Source organism: Dethiosulfatarculus sandiegensis (assembly GCF_000931935.2).
Lineage (GTDB): Bacteria > Desulfobacterota > Desulfarculia > Desulfarculales > Desulfarculaceae > Dethiosulfatarculus > Dethiosulfatarculus sandiegensis.
The window spans coordinates 149,435-171,044 of record NZ_AZAC01000078.1; the positions used below are offsets into that span (position 1 = coordinate 149,435).

General features: G+C 50.5%; 16 protein-coding genes and 1 pseudogene. 7 read left to right on the forward strand and 10 right to left on the reverse strand.

Annotated features, from left to right (window positions below; translation table 11 throughout):
- The 4 genes from rfbH (at position 1) to X474_RS24460 (ending at position 3,899) form a co-directional block, all read left to right on the forward strand.
- Entirely contained in the window at positions 1-1,335 is a 1,335-nt protein-coding gene (gene rfbH, locus X474_RS24445; RefSeq protein WP_044352699.1) for a lipopolysaccharide biosynthesis protein RfbH, read from the forward strand.
- A 10-nt stretch (positions 1,336-1,345) separates the two neighbouring features.
- Positions 1,346-2,371, forward strand: coding sequence for an NAD-dependent epimerase/dehydratase family protein (locus tag X474_RS24450; RefSeq protein ID WP_044352701.1), 1,026 nt, complete (start codon positions 1,346-1,348; stop codon positions 2,369-2,371).
- Positions 2,358-3,068: a glycosyltransferase gene (locus X474_RS24455; RefSeq protein WP_044352703.1), complete on the forward strand. Its 711-nt coding sequence runs from the start codon at positions 2,358-2,360 to the stop codon at positions 3,066-3,068. The genes X474_RS24450 and X474_RS24455 overlap by 14 nt, the downstream gene beginning before the upstream one ends.
- Positions 3,069-3,137: 69 nt before the next feature.
- Positions 3,138-3,899 carry a ZIP family transporter gene (locus tag X474_RS24460; RefSeq protein ID WP_044352704.1) on the forward strand — a complete coding sequence of 254 codons (762 nt, stop codon included), beginning with the start codon at positions 3,138-3,140 and terminating at the stop codon, positions 3,897-3,899.
- Between the two features lie 4 nt (positions 3,900-3,903).
- On the opposite strand, the gene X474_RS24465 is transcribed toward X474_RS24460, so the two are convergent.
- The 10 genes and pseudogenes from X474_RS24465 to X474_RS24515 all read right to left on the reverse strand — a co-directional run bounded on the left by X474_RS24465 (position 3,904) and on the right by X474_RS24515 (position 15,266).
- Positions 3,904-5,268 carry a KAP family P-loop NTPase fold protein gene (locus X474_RS24465; RefSeq protein WP_044352705.1) on the reverse strand — a complete coding sequence of 455 codons (1,365 nt, stop codon included), beginning with the start codon at positions 5,266-5,268 and terminating at the stop codon, positions 3,904-3,906.
- Positions 5,265-6,368, reverse strand: a complete 1,104-nt coding sequence (locus X474_RS24470; RefSeq protein WP_044352707.1) for a hypothetical protein — start codon at positions 6,366-6,368, stop codon at positions 5,265-5,267. The genes X474_RS24465 and X474_RS24470 overlap by 4 nt, the downstream gene beginning before the upstream one ends.
- Before the next feature lie 409 nt (positions 6,369-6,777).
- Positions 6,778-7,944, reverse strand: a complete 1,167-nt coding sequence (locus X474_RS24475) for a TRAP transporter substrate-binding protein (protein WP_044352708.1) — start codon at positions 7,942-7,944, stop codon at positions 6,778-6,780.
- Between the two features lie 63 nt (positions 7,945-8,007).
- Positions 8,008-9,342, reverse strand: coding sequence for a TRAP transporter large permease (locus tag X474_RS24480; protein WP_044352710.1), 1,335 nt, complete (start codon positions 9,340-9,342; stop codon positions 8,008-8,010).
- A 9-nt stretch (positions 9,343-9,351) separates the two neighbouring features.
- On the reverse strand, positions 9,352-9,837 hold the full coding sequence (locus X474_RS24485; RefSeq protein WP_044352711.1) for a TRAP transporter small permease subunit: 486 nt from the start codon (positions 9,835-9,837) through the stop codon (positions 9,352-9,354).
- A gap of 31 nt (positions 9,838-9,868) precedes the next feature.
- On the reverse strand, positions 9,869-10,807 hold the full coding sequence (locus X474_RS24490; RefSeq protein ID WP_052515606.1) for an alpha/beta hydrolase: 939 nt from the start codon (positions 10,805-10,807) through the stop codon (positions 9,869-9,871).
- Between the two features lie 370 nt (positions 10,808-11,177).
- Positions 11,178-11,906 carry a FadR/GntR family transcriptional regulator gene (locus X474_RS24495; protein WP_082464625.1) on the reverse strand — a complete coding sequence of 243 codons (729 nt, stop codon included), beginning with the start codon at positions 11,904-11,906 and terminating at the stop codon, positions 11,178-11,180.
- An 862-nt stretch (positions 11,907-12,768) separates the two neighbouring features.
- A pseudogene (locus X474_RS24505) lies at positions 12,769-13,383 on the reverse strand (peptide-methionine (S)-S-oxide reductase MsrA); the annotation flags it as partial.
- Positions 13,384-13,395: 12 nt separating this feature from the next.
- Positions 13,396-13,572 (reverse strand): hypothetical protein, encoded by a 177-nt coding sequence (locus X474_RS24510; protein WP_156360924.1) that lies wholly within the window; start codon positions 13,570-13,572, stop codon positions 13,396-13,398.
- A gap of 320 nt (positions 13,573-13,892) precedes the next feature.
- Positions 13,893-15,266, reverse strand: coding sequence for a hypothetical protein (locus X474_RS24515; protein WP_044352714.1), 1,374 nt, complete (start codon positions 15,264-15,266; stop codon positions 13,893-13,895).
- Positions 15,267-15,569: 303 nt separating this feature from the next.
- Between X474_RS24515 and X474_RS24520 the strand changes: the two genes are divergently transcribed.
- The 3 genes from X474_RS24520 to X474_RS24530 all read left to right on the forward strand — a co-directional run bounded on the left by X474_RS24520 (position 15,570) and on the right by X474_RS24530 (position 21,270).
- Positions 15,570-19,061, forward strand: coding sequence for a glycosyltransferase family 39 protein (locus X474_RS24520; RefSeq protein ID WP_044352716.1), 3,492 nt, complete (start codon positions 15,570-15,572; stop codon positions 19,059-19,061).
- Entirely contained in the window at positions 19,058-20,110 is a 1,053-nt protein-coding gene (locus X474_RS24525; RefSeq protein WP_044352718.1) for a lysylphosphatidylglycerol synthase transmembrane domain-containing protein, read from the forward strand. Before X474_RS24520 ends, X474_RS24525 begins: the two co-directional genes overlap by 4 nt.
- A 116-nt stretch (positions 20,111-20,226) precedes the next feature.
- Positions 20,227-21,270 (forward strand): glycosyltransferase family 2 protein, encoded by a 1,044-nt coding sequence (locus X474_RS24530; RefSeq protein ID WP_044352720.1) that lies wholly within the window; start codon positions 20,227-20,229, stop codon positions 21,268-21,270.
- Positions 21,271-21,610: the final 340 nt, after the last annotated feature.

Genomic DNA, 21,610 nt, shown 5'->3' on the forward strand with positions numbered 1-21,610 from the left:
ATGTCCAAGCTGGATGAACTGAAAAAAGAAATTCTCGCCAAGACCCGCGAATACTACGAACTGGCCCACAAAGACGACCGCTCCGGCTTCAGGCCCGGCCAAGACAGAATCAACTACGGGGGCAGGGTCTTTGATCACCGGGAAATGGAAAATCTGCTGGATTCCTCATTGGAGTTCTGGCTCACCTATGGCCGTTATTCCAAGCAGTTGGAAAAAGAACTGGCCCAATATATCGGTGCTAAACACTGTTTTTTGGTCAACTCGGGATCTTCAGCCAACCTCTTGGCCTTTTTCGCCCTTACCAGCCCCCTTTTAAAGGAAAAAGCCGTTAAACGGGGTGATGAAGTCATCACCACTGCCTGCGGCTTTCCCACCACCGTGGCGCCGGTGGTGCAGTTCGGGGCGGTTCCGGTTTTCGTGGATGTGAGCCTAAAAACGGCCAACGCCTTGGCCGATCAGTTGGAAAAGGCGCTTTCTCCCAAAACCAAGGCGGTTTTCCTGGCTCACACCCTGGGCAATCCCTTTGACCTTGAACAGGTGAGCGAATTCTGCAAAAAACACGGGCTGTGGTTGATTGAAGACAACTGCGACGCCATGGGCTCCCTATATGACGGTAGACTGACCGGCAGTTTCGGGATCATGAGCACGGCCAGCTTTTATCCGGCCCACCACATGACCACCGGCGAGGGAGGGGCCGTCTTTACCAGCGATCCGTTGCTGAAAAAAGCATTGCTCTCCATCAGGGACTGGGGAAGGGACTGTTTTTGCCAGAGCGGGCAGGACAACTCCTGCGGCAAACGTTTCAGCCAACAGTTCGGCACCCTGCCCTTTGGCTATGATCACAAATATGTTTACAGCCACTTTGGCCTGAACCTCAAGATGAGCGATATGCAAGCGGCCATAGGCTGCGCCCAACTGGAAAAACTTCCCGGTTTTGTGCAAAAGAGAAGAGAGAATTTCGACCACTTGAAAAAGGCCCTGCAAGACCTGGGCGATTATTTTCATCTACCCGAACCCACTTCTAAAAGCATTCCTTCCTGGTTTGGTTTTCTGCTCACAGTGCGGGATGAAGCCCCCTTTGCCAAACAGGCCCTGGTGGAGTTCTTGGAATCCCGACTGATCCAGACCAGAAACCTTTTCTGCGGGAACATTGTTCGCCAGCCGCTTTTTGAGAATTTGGAATTGGACAGGGACTATCGCACGCCCGTGGCCCTTGCCAACACGGACAAAATCATGAACGACAGTTTCTGGATCGGGGTTTATCCGGGCATGACCCCCAAAATGCTTGATTACATGGCCCAGTCCATCCGCGACTTTGTGGGCTCAAACACATAAGGGGATTTTAATGAAGATATTTATTACCGGCGGATGCGGCTTTTTGGGGTCCAACCTGGCCCGCGCAGCCCTGGAAAAGGGATATGAGCTGACGGTTTTCGACAACCTGTTCAGGGCCGGTTCGGAACTTAACCTGACCTGGCTCAAAAGCCTCGGCGATTTCAACTACGTGCACGGCGACATAAGGAACACAGAAGATGTGGAAAGGGCAATAGCGACCCACAGGCCGGAGGTTGTTTTTCATGTGGCCGGACAAGTGGCCATGCTCACCTCCCTGGAAGCTCCCAGGCTGGACTTTGAGATAAACACCCTTGGCACCATCAACCTTCTGGAGGCCCTTAGAAGGCATTCACCCGGCGCAATATGCTGTTACTCTTCCACCAACAAGGTTTATGGAGATCTGGAACGGCTGAAATACCGGGCAACAGAAACCCGCTGGATTACTCCGGCCTATGAAGATGGTTTCAAAGAAGACCTCCCCTTGGATTTTCGCTCGCCCTACGGCTGTTCCAAGGGGGCGGCAGAACAGTATCTTCTGGATTATCACCGCATGTTTGACTTAAACACCGTGGTTTTCCGCCATTCCTCCATGTATGGCCCGCGCCAGTACGCCACCTTTGGCCAGGGCTGGATCGGCTGGTTCTGTGAACAGGCTGTGGCCAAGAAGAAAAATCCCGAGGTAGAGCCTTTCACCATCTCAGGCGACGGCAAACAGGTGCGGGATGTTCTGCACGCAGATGATATGGTGGATCTTTACTTCAGTGCGGTTGAAAAAATTGAACAAGCCAAAGGCCAGGTCTTTAATATAGGCGGAGGCATGAAAAACAGCCTTTCTTTACTGGAGCTGTTTACTTTTCTGGAAAAGGAGTTGGGGGTAATACTTGATTACCGCCGCCTGGCAGCCAGAAAAAGCGACCAGAAAGTATTTGTGGCCGATGTTAAAAAGGCCCGCGACCTGCTTGGCTGGGAGCCTAAAGTGGGTAAGGAAGAGGGACTAAAAGACATGATTGAGTGGATAAGTGATGCAAGCAAATGAACCGGAAATAGAGCTAAGCATGGTGCTTCCGGCCTATCAGGAGGCCGACAACCTGCGACAAATTCTACCCGAACTGACCGAGGTACTGAACTCCCTGGACGTCTCCTGGGAGGTGCTTGTGGTGGATACCATGGAGCCCATGGACCAGACCAGGGAGGTATGCCAAAACCACCCGGGAGTGGTTTATTTAAACCGCACCGACGGCAACCATTTCGGCGATGCGGTGCGCACCGGCATAAGTCACACCAAAGGCAGGTACATCCTCTTTATGGATGCCGACGGCTCCCACCAGACAGAGGTCATTCCCCAACTCTTTTCCCTGCGCGGCCCCAAAAAAGTTATCGTGGCCTCCCGCTACGTGGAAGGCGGCCAGACCGAAAACCCCAAGCTCCTGATATTCATGTCCGCAATTGTCAACCTGGTCTACTCCTTTGTGCTGCGTATCAAATGCAAGGATGTGAGCAACAGCTTCAAGCTGTATCCGGGAAAAATCCTGCGCGGTCTCACCCTGAAGAGCAACAATTTCGACGTGGTGGAGGAGATCCTCTACAAGGCAATACGACAGGACAGGTCCTTTGAGATCATAGAAGTTCCCAGTGTTTTCAAGGAGCGGATCTTTGGCCAAACCAAACGAAACCTGATCGTATTCATGATCACATATGTATTTTCCCTGTTAAAGCTCCGCTTCAGTCGCTGATAAAACAGGGGCCGGTTAGGCCAACACCGGCTCCTTAAAAGCCCCATCCCCCAGCCGCGAGGTGAGATCATGCTGCCCCTGGAGATCAAGTTAGCTGCCATAGCCCTGATCTTCTTGACCGGTATAGCCGGGGGGTGGACCGCCTTGAAGGCCCACGGCCAAAAGTCATCCCAGGCCTTTTTCAACCTGGGGGCCTGTCTGGGAGCAGGTGTTTTTCTGGGGGCGGGCCTGATTCACCTTCTGCCCGACTCCTTTGAGGCCATGCGGGAAATCAACCCGGATCTGGGCTATCCCCTGCCCGCTCTTTTGGCCGGATGCAGTGTTCTTTTGGTGCTGCTTTTGGAAAAGGTGGTGGTAAACCAGGACAAACAGGAAACAGCCAAGGGCATGAGCGCCTATACGCTTATGCTGGTCCTTTCCATCCACTCCTTTGTGGCCGGAGCCGCCCTGGGGGTGGAGAGCGGGGCGGTCAGTTCCCTGGCCCTGCTTTTGGCCATCCTGGCCCACAAGGGCTCAGCCGCCTTTGCCCTGACTGTGGCCCTGGTCCGGGCCAGGCTGCCCAGACCCAAGACCTGGGGCATGCTGGTTTTATTCTCTGTTTCCACCCCCCTGGGAGTGACTGCCGGGATTTTGGGCGGCCTTGCCCTGAATCAGGGATCGGCCAGGATTTTCGAGATGATCTTCGACGCCCTGGCCGCAGGCACCTTTTTCTATATCGCCCTAAGCGATGTGCTGGCAGACGAGTTCATGAACGCCCCCAAGAGGGGACCGGCCTTTTTGCTCACAGCGGTGGGCCTGGGAATCATGGCCCTGGTGGCCCTTTGGCTCTAGCCTTTCAGATCACATTTTCCCGCATTATCCTGGTTAACCTGGCGAGTTGCTCTCTGGTGGGCGTCTTGACACTTTGGCCGGTGAACTTGCCGAATCTCTGGGCAAACACGCAAAATTCGTACATGGGTCCGCTACCCCATGCCTCAGGTCCAGGGGCCTTTGCCCCACCGGCGATGAGCTCTATTAAAACACCCCTTTTGCGGATAAACTCACGCAGAACCTCAGGCTCCAGGCGGTAATAAACGGCAATTAAGAAAACCAGCCAAAAAGGAAAAGAAGCGGGCAGGGACTGGCGCAGCTCCCTGGCCGGTTCAGAGGCCAGAACATCCAGGCATAGACTGAGTTTTTTTACAATCTTGAGCATGGTTCTGGGAGCGCTCACCGAGTGCATGCCCAAGAGTTCATCCACCCCCTTGCACCCTGGAAAATCTCCGCCTGTACCCTGAGGGCCGGTAAGATATTGGCTGACCCGCTGGTATTCCCATTTTTGGCACAACTCCCGGCCAAGCTGGTCCAGGGCCATGGCCTCAACTCCCTTGGGAGCCGAAAGGTCATACTCCAGGTCCACCAGCTTCTCCAGGTAACGCAGGCCATAGGCCAGGTCCTCATCTTGGCTCAGGTATTTTTTGTATTGCCCAACAATGGCCCTGGCCGCGGCATGATTGTCCAGGGCCATTACATAGGTGACCTTGTCCACCAGAAGATGCACCTTGAGCCACTCAAACATGCGCACCATATTTTCGGGCGAGCAGCGGTCCAGATCGTCTATAAAAATAACCAGCCTGTATTCATGGGCGGAATCGGCATCCTTGGCCGCACGTATGATCGCCAAAACCAGCTCGGACATCTGTTTCTTTATCTTGTCCACATTTGGGAGCAGATCGCCAATATCAGGCTTTTGGGAGGCCTTTTCAGCCATACCCAAAATACTCTGTAAAAGCTCCGCCCCATCTGCCACCAGTTTGCCGCCCGGTCCGGCATAGGGGGCCAATTTAGAGATAAAACCCAAGAGCGCCAAACCGGCTTTTTTATAATATGCCCCCCTTAACCTGGGGTTGTAGCCGACAAGATCCTTTTCTATGTTGGCCAGGGACTTGATCATGCCTGCGGCCAGATCACCCTCCATCTCATAGCGCCAAGCCTCAAAGACACAGGCAACCAGTTTGTTTTCCGCCTGTTGGTTATCTTGAAAAATTTTATTCAGCACCTGGCTTAAAAGATGGGACTTGCCAGCCCCCCAACTGCCATAAACCCCGATCACAGATGGTTTTTCCTTGCGCACCTGCGAAGCGATGGACTGGGCCAGACGCTCCCTCCCCAGGGCGTCACGGGCGTTTTCATGGTCTGTGATTGGATGGGAATAGATCATGATTCTCCACCCTTTTCAGCGGAAACCAGTTCAGCGGCCACCTTAAGCAATATATTTTCCATGTCTTTTGAGCCCCTGGCCAATTGCAGGAGCCCTGCCCCGTTGTTATCGAAAAGGCCTTCACCCGCTTCGGGCCAGGCCGGTTCGTCGGAAAATTCTTCATATTTCTTCTTATCGCCGAAATCTTCGCCAGTCATAAGCGCTGCCAAACGCAACATGTTGGCGTTGGAGGGACGGAATCTTTCAGATGAGGGCAGGCTCTTAAATATCTTGAGCGCATCACCGTAGCGCCGCAAAGCCATAAGCACCCGGGCCTTGGTCACATAGATCTCCCAAATCTGATAATTACGGTTACCGCTAAAGAGAGACTCAGCCAAGTCCAGAAAATAAAGCGCCTTATTCAGCTTTTCCTGTTCCTTTTCATCGGCCGAGGCCGCCTTTTTCTGGTACAGCTTGGCCAAATCAAGGGCCAGAACATAGCCGTATTCCACCCCCAAATCCAGCCCCACCTTGAAGCGCTCCTCTAAAACCCGGCCAGCCCATTTTTGATAATTTCGCATCTCAGCCTTGGTCTTTAGTTCTCTGCCGGGGATGCTGTCCAATAAAATAGTTCTGTAGGCCCGAAAAACATTCATTAAATACTTACGCTTGACCTTCAGCACCCCCTGGTCCAGCATCTTGAGTCCCTCTCTGGTTCGCCCCAAAAAAGTAGCTTTGTATTCAGCACCATAAACCCAAAACCGCCACTCAAAACCGGTTAGGCTCTGCTCCATGGCCAAAAGACGTTGCCATTTTTCCCGGCCCAGTTCATGGTCACACCCTTCTTCAAAAGAAACAAGCATGCGGGCTTCTTCACACAAAAGCCTTACATCCAGGGGCCACTGCCTTATTCCCGCTTGCACCAGCGCAAGTCTGCCCTGGCGATGCCCCACCCTGCCTGCCAGTACAGACATGTCATGCCAGGTGGAGGGCGAGCCATAATAGGAATCAACCTGGTTCATCACCATATCGACAATCTTAAGCGCCCTGGACGGATTGGTGTATTCCATGCCCACAGCCACCTTTAAGACCCGCCACAACTGCTGGCTACGCTCAGGCATGCTTATCTCCTCTCCAGTGCGCCCCGGCTTTGGTTTAGTGTCTCAAAGTTTTAGATTTGAGTGCCATTACCCTAAAGACTACAGGTATTCTATATTATTTCTTAAGGACAGAACAAGGAAGATAGCTTGCGTAAAAAGAAATGGAGGGCTTAACACACTGACCGGCAATGGTTTGAAAATGAAAAAAATTATAGAATAATGAGCCTGCGATTCTTTGACCAGGTTGTCAAGAATCCACTTCTAAAAAATCATTCTCCCGGCTATGGAACAAAGTGCATATTTCAATAAAGTAACCTTTAGTTCATTTCATTAAGACAGATTAAATTTTCCTATTTTTATCTACAATCCTTAAAAAATAAGGAGCCCGGCCGAAATAATGGCCGGGCTCCTTTAGGCATAAGGTCGGGTTTTATTGGAAGTGCTTACCGGAGACATACTCCTCGTAAGGCCAGGGGGCCACACCCTTTTGGGCATCACGCCAAGGAGCGTAATATTTCAGGAAGTCTTCCTGAGAGTCAATGACTTTCTTTAAGAAGGCGTTCTTATCCTTAAGACTGTCAATGTAAGTCTTAGTGAGTTTACGCATTTCGTTCAATGTTTCTTTATCCATGTAATTGAACTTAACGCCTTCTTTTTTCAGCTCCTGCAGGGCCTGGGCGTTGGCGTATTCATGCCAGGCCGTGCTCCAGGCCTGGGTTTCACGGGCGCAAATCTGCACCACCGCCTTTAAGTCATCAGGCAGTTTGTCCCAACTTTTTTTGTTGATGAAAATGACATGCTGGGCAGAGGGTTGGTGCATACCGGGCAAAAGAACGTTTTTGGCAATTTCATGGAAACCCATGGGATAAGTGAAGGCAGGAGAAGAAAACTCGGCCGCGTCGATCACGCCGCGCTCCAGGGCCAGATAGACCTCTGAGCCGGGCAGCGGAGTAACGGAGATTCCCTTTTGGGTGAGGATATCCTGCCACCAGCCGACGGTGCGAACCTTAAGACCCGCAAAGTCAAGCATGTTTGTCACCGGCTTTTTGGTAAACATGCCGAGCTCCTGTCCGGCGTTGCCCGCGAAAAAGGCTTTCATGCCGAATTTCGCAAACAGTTCATCCAGAAGCTTGGCTCCATCTCCTCCATAATACCAGATGGAGTAGCTATATGAATCCATGCCAAAAGGAACAGAGGCAAAGGCGGTGAAGGCCTCGTCTTTACCCCTCCAGGCGCCAATCCAGCCATGACCGGCGTCAAGGGTTCCGTTGGAAACGGTGTCGAACAGCTCGCCCGCACCGCAAACTTCACCGGTTGTAAAGGCCTTGATGGTAAGCCGTCCGCCGGAAGCGGCCTTCACGCTGTCGCAAAAGTGCTGGACTGCTTTGTGGGTGAAAAACCCACCCCACATATCGCTCATTTTCCATTTGAATTTTTTATCGCTGGTGGTCCACTTTGTCTTTTTGTATTCCTTATGTCTGGCATCTTTGGCAACCAGTTTATACTCCTTCGAAGCTGCCAAACCATTTTGCGCCAGTCCCAATGCAAAGCAGATCGCTATTGCTAGAATCAAATACTTCTTCATCTTCTTTACCATCTCTTTCTCCTTAGGATAACAGCCAGTTTAAAGCATAAGAAGTTACGGTTTATTCTGAAAAAATCAGAAGATCATTCTAGGCAGCCACATGATAACGTCCGGGAATACCATGCAAGTTATAAGCACTGCCCATTGCAGGCAGATAAACGGAACCACGCCTTTATAAATCAGAGGCATGGTAATTTCATCCGGTGATATTCCCTTGAGGTAAAACATGGAATAGCCAAAAGGAGGCGTTAAGAAAGCCATCTGGAGGTTAATAGCAACCAAAATGGCAAACCAGACAGGATCAAAACCCAGTTCCTCAACCACCGGCGCAAATATGGGAACTGTTATCAGAAGAATACCCACCCAATCTATGAACATGCCCAACAAGAAAACCGTTCCCATCATCAGAACCAGCACCAGATAGGGGTTTTCAATGCAGGTCAAAAATCCGGTGATTGCGTCACCGCATTCAAGCATCAGGAAAGTGGATTGGAAACAGGCCCCGCCGATGGCCAGGCAATAAATCATGGAAGTTGTTTTAAGGGTGTTGATGGCCGCGCTTTTTATCAGTTCCAAATTGACCTTTTTATAAACTACAGCCAGGATGAAAGATCCCAAGCATCCCAAGCCCGCCGCTTCAGTGGGAGTAGCCACACCCGCAATAATGCTTCCCAAAACCATCAAGACTAAAAATACGGGGGGTAAAAGATTCTTGCTTAAAGTCACGATTATCTCGTTAAGAGAATGATTACGTTCCTCTACAGGCATGGGCGGGCCTAATTCAGGCGTGATATAGCATCTGATGGCTATATAGGCCATATAGGCAAAGGCCAGGAGCAATCCCGGAGAAAATGCGGCCACAAAAAGCTGACCGGCCGAAAGGTTGGCCAAAGAAGCATAGAAAACCAGCATAATGCTGGGGGGGATGATGATTCCCAAGGTTCCGCCGGCGCAGATAGCGCCCGCAGTCAGGGGAATATCGTATTTCCTCTTGAGAAGAGCGGGGATGGCCATCATGCCCACCGCCACTTCCGTTGCCCCCACAACTCCGGCCGAGGCGGCGAAAACAGTGCAGACCAAAATAACCGCCAGCCCCAGGCCGCCCCGCACAGGGCCCAAGACCATATGGACTGCGTCGAAGAGTCCTTCAGCCACCCCGGAGGCATTTAGAAGCTGCGCCATAAAAATAAACAGCGGAACGGCCATAAGGACAAAATCGTTCATAACCCGCCAGGTTGTAGTGGCGAACAGTCCCATGGAAGCCGATAAGGCCATGCCATCCACCAAGGTGCTGAAGATGAATTGGAACAGGACTCCAACTCCACCCAAGACAAACCCCAGGGGATGACCTGAAAAGATGCCCAGGAAAAGGGCGGCGAACATAAAAGCAGCTATGAATTCAGGTTGCATGACCGGGCCTCACTTCTTTTTGAACAGCTTGATGAAATTGGAAACACCCTGAAGCAAGAGTAAACCAAAACCGAATGGAATCAGAGTTTTGGGTATATAAACGGGTGGTTTCCAGGATGAGGTTCCCAACTCCCCGGTGATCCAGGATTTGGCGGCGTAATCAAACCCTGCGTAAAAAACGCCCAACACAAAGGGGAAGAAAAAAACCAGCATTGTGAGGATGTTTAAGACGTCTCTTATGTTTTTGGGGAGCATATTGGCGATTACATCGATCTTGACGTGGGCGTTATGCAGCATGCAATAACCCAGGCCGGAGATAAAAAAGGCGCTGCCCAGGTAGCCTGTCATGTCAAAGGCCCAGGTGGTTGGAGAGGCGAAGACCTTCCGGGCCACCACCTCATAAATAACCACACCTATAAGGGCATAAATCAAATAGCAAAATGATTTGCTAACCAATCTGTTCAACTGGTCTATCAGACGGATGAATTTATCCATAGTCTTAAGCAAACTCCTGTTTGGTGTATTCCTAAAGGGCTTCCCTAAGGGCTTTTGCGGCAAGTTCGAGGCCGTTTTCCATGTCAGAAAGTATTTCCATGCCAAAAAACAAATGAATAGTCCCTGGCAAAATAACCGTATTCACAGCATTTCCCGCCTGCTCAAGAACTTGGCCATAAAGTTCACCATCACTGGTGAGAACGTCGTGTTCAGCCAAAAGAATTAAAGCAGGAGGCAGGTTTTGGTGGTCTTTGGCCAAAAGGGGTGAGGCATAAGGATCCTCGGCCTGGTCCGGATTTTCCAGATACTGGTCGATAAAATAGGCCATGGCGCTTTTGGTCAGTAAAAGATCGTCGTTATATTTCAGGTAAGAGGCAGTGGCAAGGTTTTTCAAATTGGTTACCGGATAAACCAGTATCTGAAGTTGGATCTCAGGCCCGCTTCTGTCTCTTGACATTAAACAGACCGAAGCCGCCAGGTTGCCGCCCGAGCTGTCGCCTGCGACCGCTATTTTTTGGGGATCAAAACCTAAGGTTCCGGAATTCGCGGCAACCCACTTCAAGGCTTCAAAACAGTCATGTACCGCCCGGGGAAACTTATTTTCCGGTGACAACGAATAATCAACCGAAATTATGTCACAACCCGCCTTCAGGCATAACTTCCGGCAAAGGTTGTCATGGCTTTCCACACTTCCCACCAACCAGCCGCCTCCGTGGTAGTAAACCAGGCAACCGCGGTTTTCATCCTCCCGGTGTCTGTAATGGCGGCAAAAAACTTCCCGGCCGTCAACAGGGATGTAAAAATCGTTGGTATAGGAGATTTCTTTTGTATTACCAAGTAGTTCCTTAAAAAAAGCCTGTCGCAGCTCCCGGGCCTCGTTTGGCGCGAGGTTTTCCAGGGGGGCTCCTCCGCCCTGCTTGGCGGTATTGATTAAATTTTCTATTTGAGGAAGAAAGACATCGTCTGACATGGCTGGCCTGCGTTCCTTTCCATATGACACAACTCCGACAAAAAGGCTTGGATTATGTGTGGAATAATCTAAACATTAAGTCATCTGATGATTAGATAAGCTAATCATTAGATGGTGTCAAGAATAAAAAGAAAAATAGTGCGGTAAAAAGTGCAAAAACAATCAAGAAGAGAAAATGACGTTAAATTTGCTGGTTACCCCCTAAACGAGAATAATCGGGCAAAAAACAAATAAGCCACTGAGTTTATGTTGTTTTCTGGAGGTGTCGGTTGCGCCATGGTGGTTTTTTAAGAATATAAGAAGGGGCAATCAGATTATGACGGGGCGGAAACACAAAGCCGCCAGGGGAGATCCCAGGCGGCAACATACCTTAATCACTAAATATAACTTGCAAGTCTACTTCTTTATCCCGAAACTCCAATGTGGTTTCAGCGGCCATTTTAATATGCTCGTGCATGATCCGGGCCGCCTTATTGGCATCTCGTTCCTTGATGGCCTGCAAAATAGAGGAATGGAACGCAAATCCTTTTTCCATATTCCCGGGTACGGAAATGGCTCTGCGGGTAAATTTATCCAGAAGATCCCAAATTGTCTGAAGGATCTTAAAAAGCACACTATTGTGAGCAGCCCTTACCAATTGTTGATGAAAAGCCAGGTCATTTTTAACAAATTCTTCAAAGTCAAGGTTATCCATGGCCTGTTTTTGCATATTCAGGGCTTCTTCTATTCTTTGTAAATCCTCATCCGTAGCTTTTTTCACGGCCAAACGGATGGAAGACTTTTCCGTGATAAGCCTCGCTTCTAAAAATTCCGACAGTATTATGGGGTCTTTTAAAAACCTGCCGGGCAGGCTGGACATGAAGTTACTGGCGTCAACCGGCAAAATTTCCGTACCCACCCCCTGTTTAAGGCTGACAAAGCCCAAGGCCGAAAGCCTGAACAGCGCTTCGCGCAAGGTGACCCGGCTAACCTTGAATTGTTTGGCCAGCTCATCCTGCGAAGGCAAAGTATCGCCGGGTTTGTATTTTCCCGATGCTATCCAACCATATATAATCTGATACACTTTATCTGAAGCAGTAGTATGTTCGACCGATTCCATTTATCATTCCAAATATTTACACGTTAAGAAACATTTCAGATTTCTTTCTTTAACAATCTGGTAAAACATATAATCATTAGTTCTTTATATCAGACAACAGCTGCAATTACACCACAAATGTGCTTTCCTCCCTGCATTGAGTTATCCGCAGATATTGCACTTTTTCAGCTAAAACGCAACCGATAAACCCAACAGACAAACATAGTCATACTATCTTACAAAATTTAAAAAATATCAGTAAAAACCATTTAACCTGACAGGCAGACCTCAATGGACTTTTAAACCCCTTTAGCTTGCAGAGTAAGCCCTCATTGACTTTGCCAGAGGGCACTTGGCAAAACTACATTTTTATGGGGGTCCATTCGAGATACCCAAAGTGCGAAGCTCTTGGGTGTATGTTCATGACCTGCATTCAGACTGTGCTCAAAAAGACTGGTGCGGGCTGTTACCGGTAAGCTGAAGCGGTATTTCAAACCGCTTGACATTTCGGTTTTTAAAGGCCAAACAATTACCGTAGGATTTTAGTATTTTACAGGCCTTATTAAATCCACCCCCCAAATTATAAAAAACTCACGCATCAACCTGAGTTTTGGGGAAGAAGAACCAGGGAATCCAAACCCAGGGACCACTCCTCACGGGAGGTAAAAACAACCTCCAGCACCAGGTTCTTATATTTATCTCTGAGTCCTTTAAAAACCTGGATCCCAGACGGTCCAGTTCGGCCAAGGAGCCCGGTTCATAATCTTCCGGCAACACCACACTGACCAGCAAATAAAATAGCGGCCTGTCTTGACCATGCACAGGCAAACCCTTAGCACAGGCGGTTTGGTCGGCAAAGCAACCTGTCTTAATATTTATACACCTAACTGCCCGGTAGCGGGCAGGCGGCCTGTGCACCCTGCTTTTGAGTCAGCTTTGGCACAACGTGCCGTTTTAACTTTCCGGTGAGGTCTTCGGGAAAAGCCATCAAGGGAAGCTCACGCTCAAGGTCTTCAGCCTTGCCCTGGCCAGCCAGATAACCATTTAAGCGGGCATGGACAGTTGAATCTGTAAATGCCTTGCTGTTAAGGTATTCCAATGGATAAAGTTCCATGATGTCCCTTATCTGGCGCAGGACATATTTTTGGTGATAATCCTCGGCCCGGTAAAAGGTTTCCAAGGGCAACAGCTCGGTGTATATCCCGGCCGGGTCTTCGGCGGCGCGTCGGGCCATAAAGTCCCGGGCCTTATGCATCTGCTTTTGGTCATGATAAAAAACCGCAGAGGCATATTGCCTTTTCCAAGGGCGGGATCTGGGATTGTGTTCCTGCCAAAAGACCTTAAGCAGATCCTCATAGCTTATCTTTTCGGGATCATAGTCTATTTGGATAGCCTCCATGTGATCGCCCAGGCTGTAATAGGTGGGGTCTTCTTTTTCACCACCAGTGTATCCCACCCTGGTTCTGATCACGCCCTGCATACTCCCGAACCGGGAGTCCGGCCCCCAGAATCAACCCAAGGCAAAGGTGGCGGTTTCGAATTCCTTGGACGCCATTTGATCCAGTGGGGCGGGGTGTTTCATTCTATCCAGCTTGGCGGGCATAATCTTGTCTCCCTGTACGGCAACCTTCTCCGGACTGTTGGAAAAAACAGCCGGGCCAATTAAGACCGCAAGCAAAGTCGCCATCAAAAAAGGGCCTGCCTTTACAAAAAAAACTCTCATCAGAGTTGCTGTCTCCACTCTCCCTCTTAAAAATAATAAGTCCTGTTATCAAAAAGAACAAGTTGGAGAGTAGTGTTTAATTTGAAAGGCTTATTCAAAAAGGATGTTGTTCGGACAGGTTTGAAATTAGAGTGCAAATCAGGACATACCTTAACGAGATATACGGTTAAGGCGCTCTAAATGAACAAAGGCCTTTGCCTTTAAGGCAAAAGCCTTTGCGTCCCCTGGTTTAGGGGGCCTTATGGGATTTCCCCCCCCACCCCCCTGATCCAAATCACGCTTACTCAGGCGGTCTTGCTTGCTGTGAGGCGATAAATTGCGCCATGGGTGGCATCAGCTCTTTTACCGGTGGTCACGCCTGAGCCAAAATACATATCCCCACCGGCAGTGGCTGTCTTCCCGGCCCATTGCCCCACTCCCTCCAGGAACAGAACCTGCTTTAGGACAATGTCATCGCCTTGCCTCTGGGCCTCGTAAAACGCGGTATTGCCCTTTTCCATATCCAGGGCGTTAAAGATCATGCAGCCAGTGTCCGGGTGAATGCCCGGTTCGCCCAAACCGGTCTCCACATGGTCGACCGATCCGGAAGGCTTCTCATATTTACATTCTTTCCATTGGTTCAGATTATCAAAATCAGCCCAATAAACCCGGCCATTGCCCACGGTCATATAGGCGACCTCTTCGTTGGGGTCCAAGCGCAAAAGCCCCCAATCATCGAAATCAGCCACCTTTTCAGTGGACCCGTCCGGGTTTACTTTATGGATCATGCTCCGGCCGTAAGTGGCGCTTGAGATGAGGGTGGTTCCCTTGTTTTCTCCCTCTGATATAACGCCCATTCCAGTGGGGAAGCGCATATCCTCGGGCGCGGCAAAGGTCTCCCAGTCTCCGGCCTGTTCATTGTATTTGATCACCACACCGGGATGGTCACGGTTACCGAATCCCATGAACTGCTCGCCGGTTTCAGGGCTCTTGTAGGCATAACCCCAGTTCAGTTGCTTATAAGAATGGGGATTCAGATGGCTGTAATCGTGCTTGACCCAGGGTCCGTCCGGAGAATCGGCAGTATAGTCGATCATGCCGCCGTTGGATTCGGGCACCAGGTGGAATCCGTCGCCAAAACTGAAGCCGTAATGACCGCTTTCCGCCTGCTCGGGAAGCTGGGAGCGTTTTTCCACCCCTTGATCCTGGCTGTAGGACCATATTGGAGTCTCATCTATGCCGTTTCTGGTGATGGCGCTGATTATCAGCTCGCCGTTGTGCTCAAACATGGCCATGGGCGCGCGGTCCACCTCGCCAACTTTAACCACATTGTAATCATACTCACCGGGTTGGGCGGAATTCACCCTGCTCACCTGACCGGTTCCGCCGGCCTCATCAGACTGGCGGGTCCTGGAGCTGTAGGAACTTCCCTGCGAAAGCAGAGGGGAGTTATAGTGATCACTCAAAAAAGGACTCTTGACATAGCCATAAGGAGAAGCGCCCAGGTAACTGGAACCGCTCATATTCTTAAGGCTGCCCCTCTGTAGCAAGGGGGAGTCTGAGGTCATGGTCTTGGCCCGCAAATAATCCTGAAAGGAAAGACCGCTGCTCCTCCGCCCGGTTTTAGTGGTGGAAGAGTAAACGTTAGAGGTCAAATCATTACTTAAGGGGGTAAACACTAGTCTCTCCTGGGAAAATTCTTACTTCGCCGACAATTCGAGTTATTAACAAGCAAATACCTTGCCATTTATATAATTTCTATTTTCGGCTTTTGCTTCAATATGTTATAAAGAACTTCCTCGTAGGTTCAAATCCAAAGCGGTAATTATTTCCCGTAAACAGGGCACGATTTGCAATGCGCAAATCCGGTGAGCATTCTGATATGACTATTATTCAAAATCTTAAAGAAGCTGAACGGGCCCAAAGACTGTTACAGCGGTTAACCGTGAGTTATTGATTCGTTCTAAGGGGAGGACAGAACCATGAGCTCTTTACCTCTGGCTCTGGGAGAAGTGAAAACCAAGCTGAAAGCGGCCTTTAAAAAGCCCATTGATCCGGCTTTTCCATTACTTCTCCTTTTAATGATGGCCGGGCTTGGCCTGCGCTGGTGGGGGGTCAACTGGGAACGTTTTCACCCGGACGAGTGGACCGCTTATATAATTCACTACCTGGACAAAGGACATTGGTTTTTTCCCCATGAAGAAATTTGGCACCAGGCCTTTTTTGGGCTCGCCGCTTTGTGTTATTCAGCCACCAACTGGTGCTACACCTTTTTCCTCAAACTACTTGGGCCTCCGGATGCCCTGGGAGTCCAGCTAAACGTACTTTTATTCGGCAGGGTCTTCTCCGGCATTTTGAGCTCGGTAAACGTGCTGGCAGGATATGGCCTGGCCAAATCGGTAAGCGATTCAAAGCCCACGGCCCTGGTTGTAGCTGCCCTGATCGCCTTTTCCCCCCTTTTGGTGGGGCAAAGCCATTACCTTACAGTCGATGCCTCCCTCCCCCTGATCATTACCCTGGCGCTTTGGTGCGCCGTAAAAATCTGTAAAGGGGCAAGCCTTGGCCAATACATCCTGGCTGGTCTGACCTTTGGCCTGGCTGTAACCACCAAATCAAACGCACTGATTATTTTGCCTACATTCCTCCTGGCCCACTTTTTTGCCGCCAGGGAAAACCGGCCCGGCTGGACCAGGTGGGGCCTGGGCCAACCAGCCTGTTTCTTAAGCGGAAGCATCCTTGGCCTTATCATGGGCTACCCCGGCTTTTTGGTGAACGGCACGGATATCATTAACAGGTACCTGTATTTGTTCACCAAATATACGAAACCAAGGTTTTCCGAATATGATTCCTGGCTGGACAGCCCCCTGGCCGACCGTCTGGGCTGGTCTTTGGGAACCATGGATCAGGCCATTGGCCTGGTCATGATTGCCCTGGCCCTTATCGGTCTGGCCCTGGCCGTCTGGAAAAAGAAGAAAACCATACTGGTGTTAGGCTCCTACCCGATGATTTTCTATCTGGCCTATCTTTTAATAGCCAACCGGTTGGGAGAAAGGGATCACACCTCCCTGGTCCCGCCCCTGGCCTGCCTGGCAGGCTGGTGCCTTTATTATCTGGCTCAAAAATGGCTGCCCAGGCCGGGTTTAAGGGCAATGGCGATTTGCCTGACCGGCGGAGCCCTGGCCCTGGTCTCAGGCCTCAAGGCGGCCGAGGTGAGTTACATTTATTGGCAGGACGACACCAGGGTGCAGGCCACCCAATGGATCAACCACACCCTGCCCTTGGATGCAACAGTCTTTGTGGGCAGATACGGCCCGGAAGATCTTACCCGCAAACGGGGCAACCTGGGAAACATACGAAACTTAAAACCCGGCCAATACATAAGCCAAAAGAACTACGCAGTTTACTCATCTTTGGGCGAAGCGGCTCATTTCCACTGGTTCACCGGCAACACCTACACGCCAAGGGGTGAGGTGGCCAAGATGATCCCCCGCGACATGGAGTTGATCAAGGAATTTGATCTAAAGACTCCGGATGACTGGCGCAAACTGCCCGGCAAAAGGCCCTTTCCCATTTTTGTAAGCCCTCTTATACGGGTCTATTCCACTTTGCCGCCCAAACAGATAACCCATCCCTTTCCCATTGGACATCCGTCACAACTAACCAATGACAAATACCTTTTTGCCGAGACCAATAACCCCGACTACAGCCAGAACAACTCTTTAGTCATAACCGGCCAAACTAAAAAGGCCGAAAGGGTGCTGAGGCCTTCGGAGCCATTGGAAGAAGTCCTGGTCGAGCTTACCCATCTGGGTGAGCATCCGGTTGAGGTCCATTTTGACCAGGGGCCCTTAACAGGAGCAAGCTTTCTCCTCCATCCCGGCCAGGTAAGGCGAGAATTCATAAATCCCATGTGCTGGCCACCTCAGATGGAAAGGGTGTATCCCTTTGCAATCCAACTCGGCATGGTTCAGCCCGTGATGATGAACCTTGTCTCAGATCCCCTTTTCCTGGGGCTCAAGGCCTTGGAAATGGGGAGCTATGCCAAAGCCGAGGCCATTTTGACCAAAGCAGCCCAAAGGCATAAAAAAACCGTCTTCCCGGAGGCCCTTAAGGCAAGCGCTCTTTTTGCCATGGGCAAGGTGGACCAGGCCGCTGAAATATTGGGACGACTTGACAAAGACCTCATGCAGATAGAAAAATTGGCATTTTCACCAGACCGGGGCTCCGAGTGGCTGAAAAACCTAACCGCCTGGACCGGCCATTACCCCTCCCTTTTGTTGAACGGCCTCACCAGACAATACCGTATCAGCCCCTATGTCCTGGATGAGCCGGATAAAATCCATTTTAAAGGAGAAGGTTACACTGCCTCTTCCCAGCTGAACAAAGAAAAAAACAAGCATGTACTCAAGGTGTGGCTGGCTGACGTTTTCCCGGCTTTACCGCTTAAAGCCAAACTCACCCTTGCCTGGCATCAATCCCAGACAGATTTGACGGACGATAAGATCACTCTGGAGCTGATAAGGCATAATCAAAAAGGAATTTTTACCGAAAAAGCTCAGCTGATAACCGACCCCGGACAAATGAGGGGCGCCAGGGGCAAAGGGGAATACAGCCTCAACCTGGAGCCAAGGGAATTCGGAACCCGTTGGGAGGTGAGGCTCACAGTGCCCGCCCATTTGCAGGTCACCCTCAAACAAATAAGCATGGAAGCAAGCCCCAGGGATGCATTCATGCGTTCCGCCCGCTGGGTTTTGCTGGCCCGGGGCGCAACCTGGCTGAAGCAGGGGAAAACCGCCGAAGCGGCTGAATTGTTGAACCGACTGGCGGAAATAAACCCCGGCTTCCTTCCCGCACTTGAACCACAGGTTGAGGCGCTAGTGGCTTTGGGGCAGAATCAAAAAGCCCTGGCCAGACTGGAACAGGCCAGACCCCTTTTGGCCTCACGCATGAAAAAACTGAAATGGGCCATTAACATAGCAAGCAAATTCAGGCCCAATCAGACATTGACCAGCCTTAAAAGAGAGTGGCAACGCATCAACCCCGCACTAAAGACATCCCGGTTTGAAGAGGGCCTTTCCCTGATCAAAACAAAATTAAGCCGAAAAAAAATCAAACCCGGTGAAACAACCAACCTCACCCTGGTGTGGAAGGCCGAAGAAACCCCGCCCGCCAACTACTGCATGGTGGTGCATGTAAAGGGCCCAAAGGGGTTCTATGTGTTTGACCATCACCTGCCCCTTAAAATGCGGGCCTTTAACCGGCTAGCCAAGGGTCAGGTGGTGGTTGATAAGCACCCCCTGCTTATGCCGAAAAACGCCCCCCAGGGAACTTATCAGGTCAGGGTGGGGCTTATGCGCCAAGGCGCCGAAGAAAGACGCATCAAGCTGGTGCCTGAGAAAAGGCTTGAGATCATGGAAGGCGCGGGCCAAGGTAAAGATTACTTTGTGGCAGGTTCACTGGAAGTCGCCCCATGAACCTGCCCACTTCCGATAAAACCAACGGCATCAGCTGGGGCTTTTTGCTGCGTCTGTTTTTGGGTCTGGGCCTTTTGGGGCTGGTGCTCTTTAAACTGGATCTGAAGGCTCTCTTCGAGCAGGTCAAAAACCTGCCCCTTTGGATGGGTTTGGCCATTTTAGGGATCAGTGCTTTCATGCAAATGGCCTATGCCTGGCTCACCAGCCAAATCCTGAAGCCCATGGGAAAAATCTCTTGGGAAAAGGCCCTTAAACTGAACCTGGGCACCCTGGCCATGGGTTATATGCTGCCCGCCCGGCTTGGGGTGCTGGCGGGAAGGCCCCTTTTGTTGAGAGAAAGTCTGACACCCCGCCCGGGCTTGGCCCAGGCAGGCGGGGTGATGCTGCTTGAACTTCTGCCGGAATGCCTGCGGTTCGCCCTGGTGGGCCTGATCGGGCTTTTGCTTTTGTCGCCTGTGTTGCCCCTGGAATTAGAGGCGCTGATCTGGACCTCCATAGCTTCCTATTGGGCTTTTTGTATTCTGGTTGTCCTGGCTGCCTTAAGTAAAAACAGCCAAGTCCTGACTTCCCGGCTAATGGAAAAGACCCTGGCTCTTTTCCGGCTTGCCCGCATCGGCCCGGTTAAAAAACTTAGCCTAAAAATCTTGGATATCATGCAAAAGGCGCAAACCGGCGCCAAGGCCCTGGCTCGGGACAGGAAGAGGTTTTTGCTGTGCGCCCTGGGTCTGATATTGAAAAACCTCTTGCCCCAGGCATTGCAGATTTGGCTTTTGCTGAGTCTGCAACCGGTTGAATTGCCCTGGTGGGTGTATATAGTATTGCCTTCTCTGGCCTATTCGGTGAGCGTACTTCCGATCAGCCTTTCCGGAATCGGGCTGGCCGAAGGTGCGGGTGTGCTTTTTTTAAATTCCCTGGGAGTCTCCTTTGAGGCGGGGCTCATGACCATGCTCCTGGATCGGATGGCGGGAGTATATCTGCCGGTAATAATTGGCAGTCTTTTGCTGCCCTCCTTTGGCCTCAAGCCAAGAGGAAAGGTTACTTCCGCCTGACGAAAATGCAACTGGCAACTCTGTGTTTTAGTTGTATAAACCTCTTTCCATATGCTAGATTAACATCCGAAGGCGGACCTTTTTACGGCCCAGGGGAATCATATCTGGATAAGACGATGACAAGCTTGCAGTTGATCGGCCTGACAGTGGGGATACTCTCTTTCGGGAGTTTGCTTTATATGAACTACCGGGGTCACACCCGTGGTGCGGACATTTTCTTTGGAATGCTCGGCTCCCTGGGTCTGATAGCCATCTCCCTTGAGCCTGGATTGGCCGGAATTTTACGGGATATTCTCGCTTTGGAAAAAGACCAGTTCAGCCGGCTCATAGCCCTGGCGATTTTTTCAAATATCCTTTTATGGGCCTTTTTATTTCATTCCCGCAACCGCTGGACCAGGCAGGCCGATGACTTTGAGTCCCTGGTCTGCACACTGGCCTTAACCGGTTTTGAAATAAAAAACCCAGAGGTCAAATCCTTTGCACCGGTTACAGTGATAATCCCTTCATACAACGAATCCAAAAACATAGGATCTGTACTGGAGCAAATGCCCAAAGAAGTTTGCGGCCTGGCGGTAACCACATTAGTGGTGGATGACGGCAGTTCGGACAACACAACCGAACTAGTCAAAGAAGCGGGATATCCCTTTATCAAGCTGCCGATTAACCGGGGAGGCGGAGCCGCCTTGCGGGTTGGGTTTGAGGCTGCCAAACGCTACCAGGCGAAAATCGTGGTAACCATGGATGCGGACGGCCAGCATCTACCTTCGGAAATTCAAGGCCTGGTGGAACCCATAGTCAAGGACCAGGCTGATTTTGTCATCGGCTCCAGGTTGTTGGGGCAATATCAAAAAGACAGCCGCGTAAGGCTCCTGGGCATCCACATTTTCAACTGGCTCATCAGGCTGCTCACCCCGGTCAAGTTAACCGACTGCAGCAACGGCATGCGAGCCATTGGGGTGGAAAGCCTGGCCCTGCTCAAACTGCGCCAAAATCAGTATCATACGCCCGAGGTGATTATCCAGTCAGTGCGTCATGGTCTGCGCATTAAAGAGGCTCCGGTCACGGTCAAGGTGCGAGCCAGCGGAAAAAGCAAAAAAGGCAAAACCCTACACTATGGCCTGGGTTTCGCCAGAAGCATTTTCAAGACTTGGTGGAGATAATTATCCGTCACCCAACTGTTTAATTTTACTATTAATACACAAAAATTACTAAAAGCGGACCATTTTTTTCACCATTTGGTCGAGCCCTGGTTTGCCAAAATTAAAAAAGCTTGGTAATTTGACCCCTTAAAAGGCCGAGCAACCAACTGGGCTCAATAAGAAAATTATTAATCCCCATTGTCGTTAAGTTGAAACAAAGCACCCCAATTGCCTCTTGTCAAAAGCAAACATCACCCTGATACTAACAATTGATCAAGGTTCCTATAAAAATTGAGCAAACAAGCCTCCCCGGAACGCCTCGCCCAATATGATGGTGCTTATTCCGGGGGATATATTTTTG

Coding starts and splice junctions, on each gene's coding strand:
- X474_RS24455 (WP_044352703.1), top strand. CDS start 2,358: ATGCAAGCAAATGAACCGGAAATAGAGCTAAGCATGGTGCTTCCGGCC.
- rfbH (WP_044352699.1), top strand. CDS start 1: ATGTCCAAGCTGGATGAACTGAAAAAAGAAATTCTCGCCAAGACCCGC.
- X474_RS24475 (WP_044352708.1), bottom strand. CDS start 7,944: ATGGTAAAGAAGATGAAGAAGTATTTGATTCTAGCAATAGCGATCTGC.
- X474_RS24485 (WP_044352711.1), bottom strand. CDS start 9,837: ATGGATAAATTCATCCGTCTGATAGACCAGTTGAACAGATTGGTTAGC.
- X474_RS24450 (WP_044352701.1), top strand. CDS start 1,346: ATGAAGATATTTATTACCGGCGGATGCGGCTTTTTGGGGTCCAACCTG.
- X474_RS24470 (WP_044352707.1), bottom strand. CDS start 6,368: ATGCCTGAGCGTAGCCAGCAGTTGTGGCGGGTCTTAAAGGTGGCTGTG.
- X474_RS24525 (WP_044352718.1), top strand. CDS start 19,058: ATGAACCTGCCCACTTCCGATAAAACCAACGGCATCAGCTGGGGCTTT.
- X474_RS24465 (WP_044352705.1), bottom strand. CDS start 5,268: ATGATCTATTCCCATCCAATCACAGACCATGAAAACGCCCGTGACGCC.
- X474_RS24490 (WP_052515606.1), bottom strand. CDS start 10,807: ATGTCAGACGATGTCTTTCTTCCTCAAATAGAAAATTTAATCAATACC.
- X474_RS24510 (WP_156360924.1), bottom strand. CDS start 13,572: ATGGCGACTTTGCTTGCGGTCTTAATTGGCCCGGCTGTTTTTTCCAAC.
- X474_RS24480 (WP_044352710.1), bottom strand. CDS start 9,342: ATGCAACCTGAATTCATAGCTGCTTTTATGTTCGCCGCCCTTTTCCTG.
- X474_RS24495 (WP_082464625.1), bottom strand. CDS start 11,906: ATGGAATCGGTCGAACATACTACTGCTTCAGATAAAGTGTATCAGATT.
- X474_RS24530 (WP_044352720.1), top strand. CDS start 20,227: ATGACAAGCTTGCAGTTGATCGGCCTGACAGTGGGGATACTCTCTTTC.
- X474_RS24520 (WP_044352716.1), top strand. CDS start 15,570: ATGAGCTCTTTACCTCTGGCTCTGGGAGAAGTGAAAACCAAGCTGAAA.
- X474_RS24460 (WP_044352704.1), top strand. CDS start 3,138: ATGCTGCCCCTGGAGATCAAGTTAGCTGCCATAGCCCTGATCTTCTTG.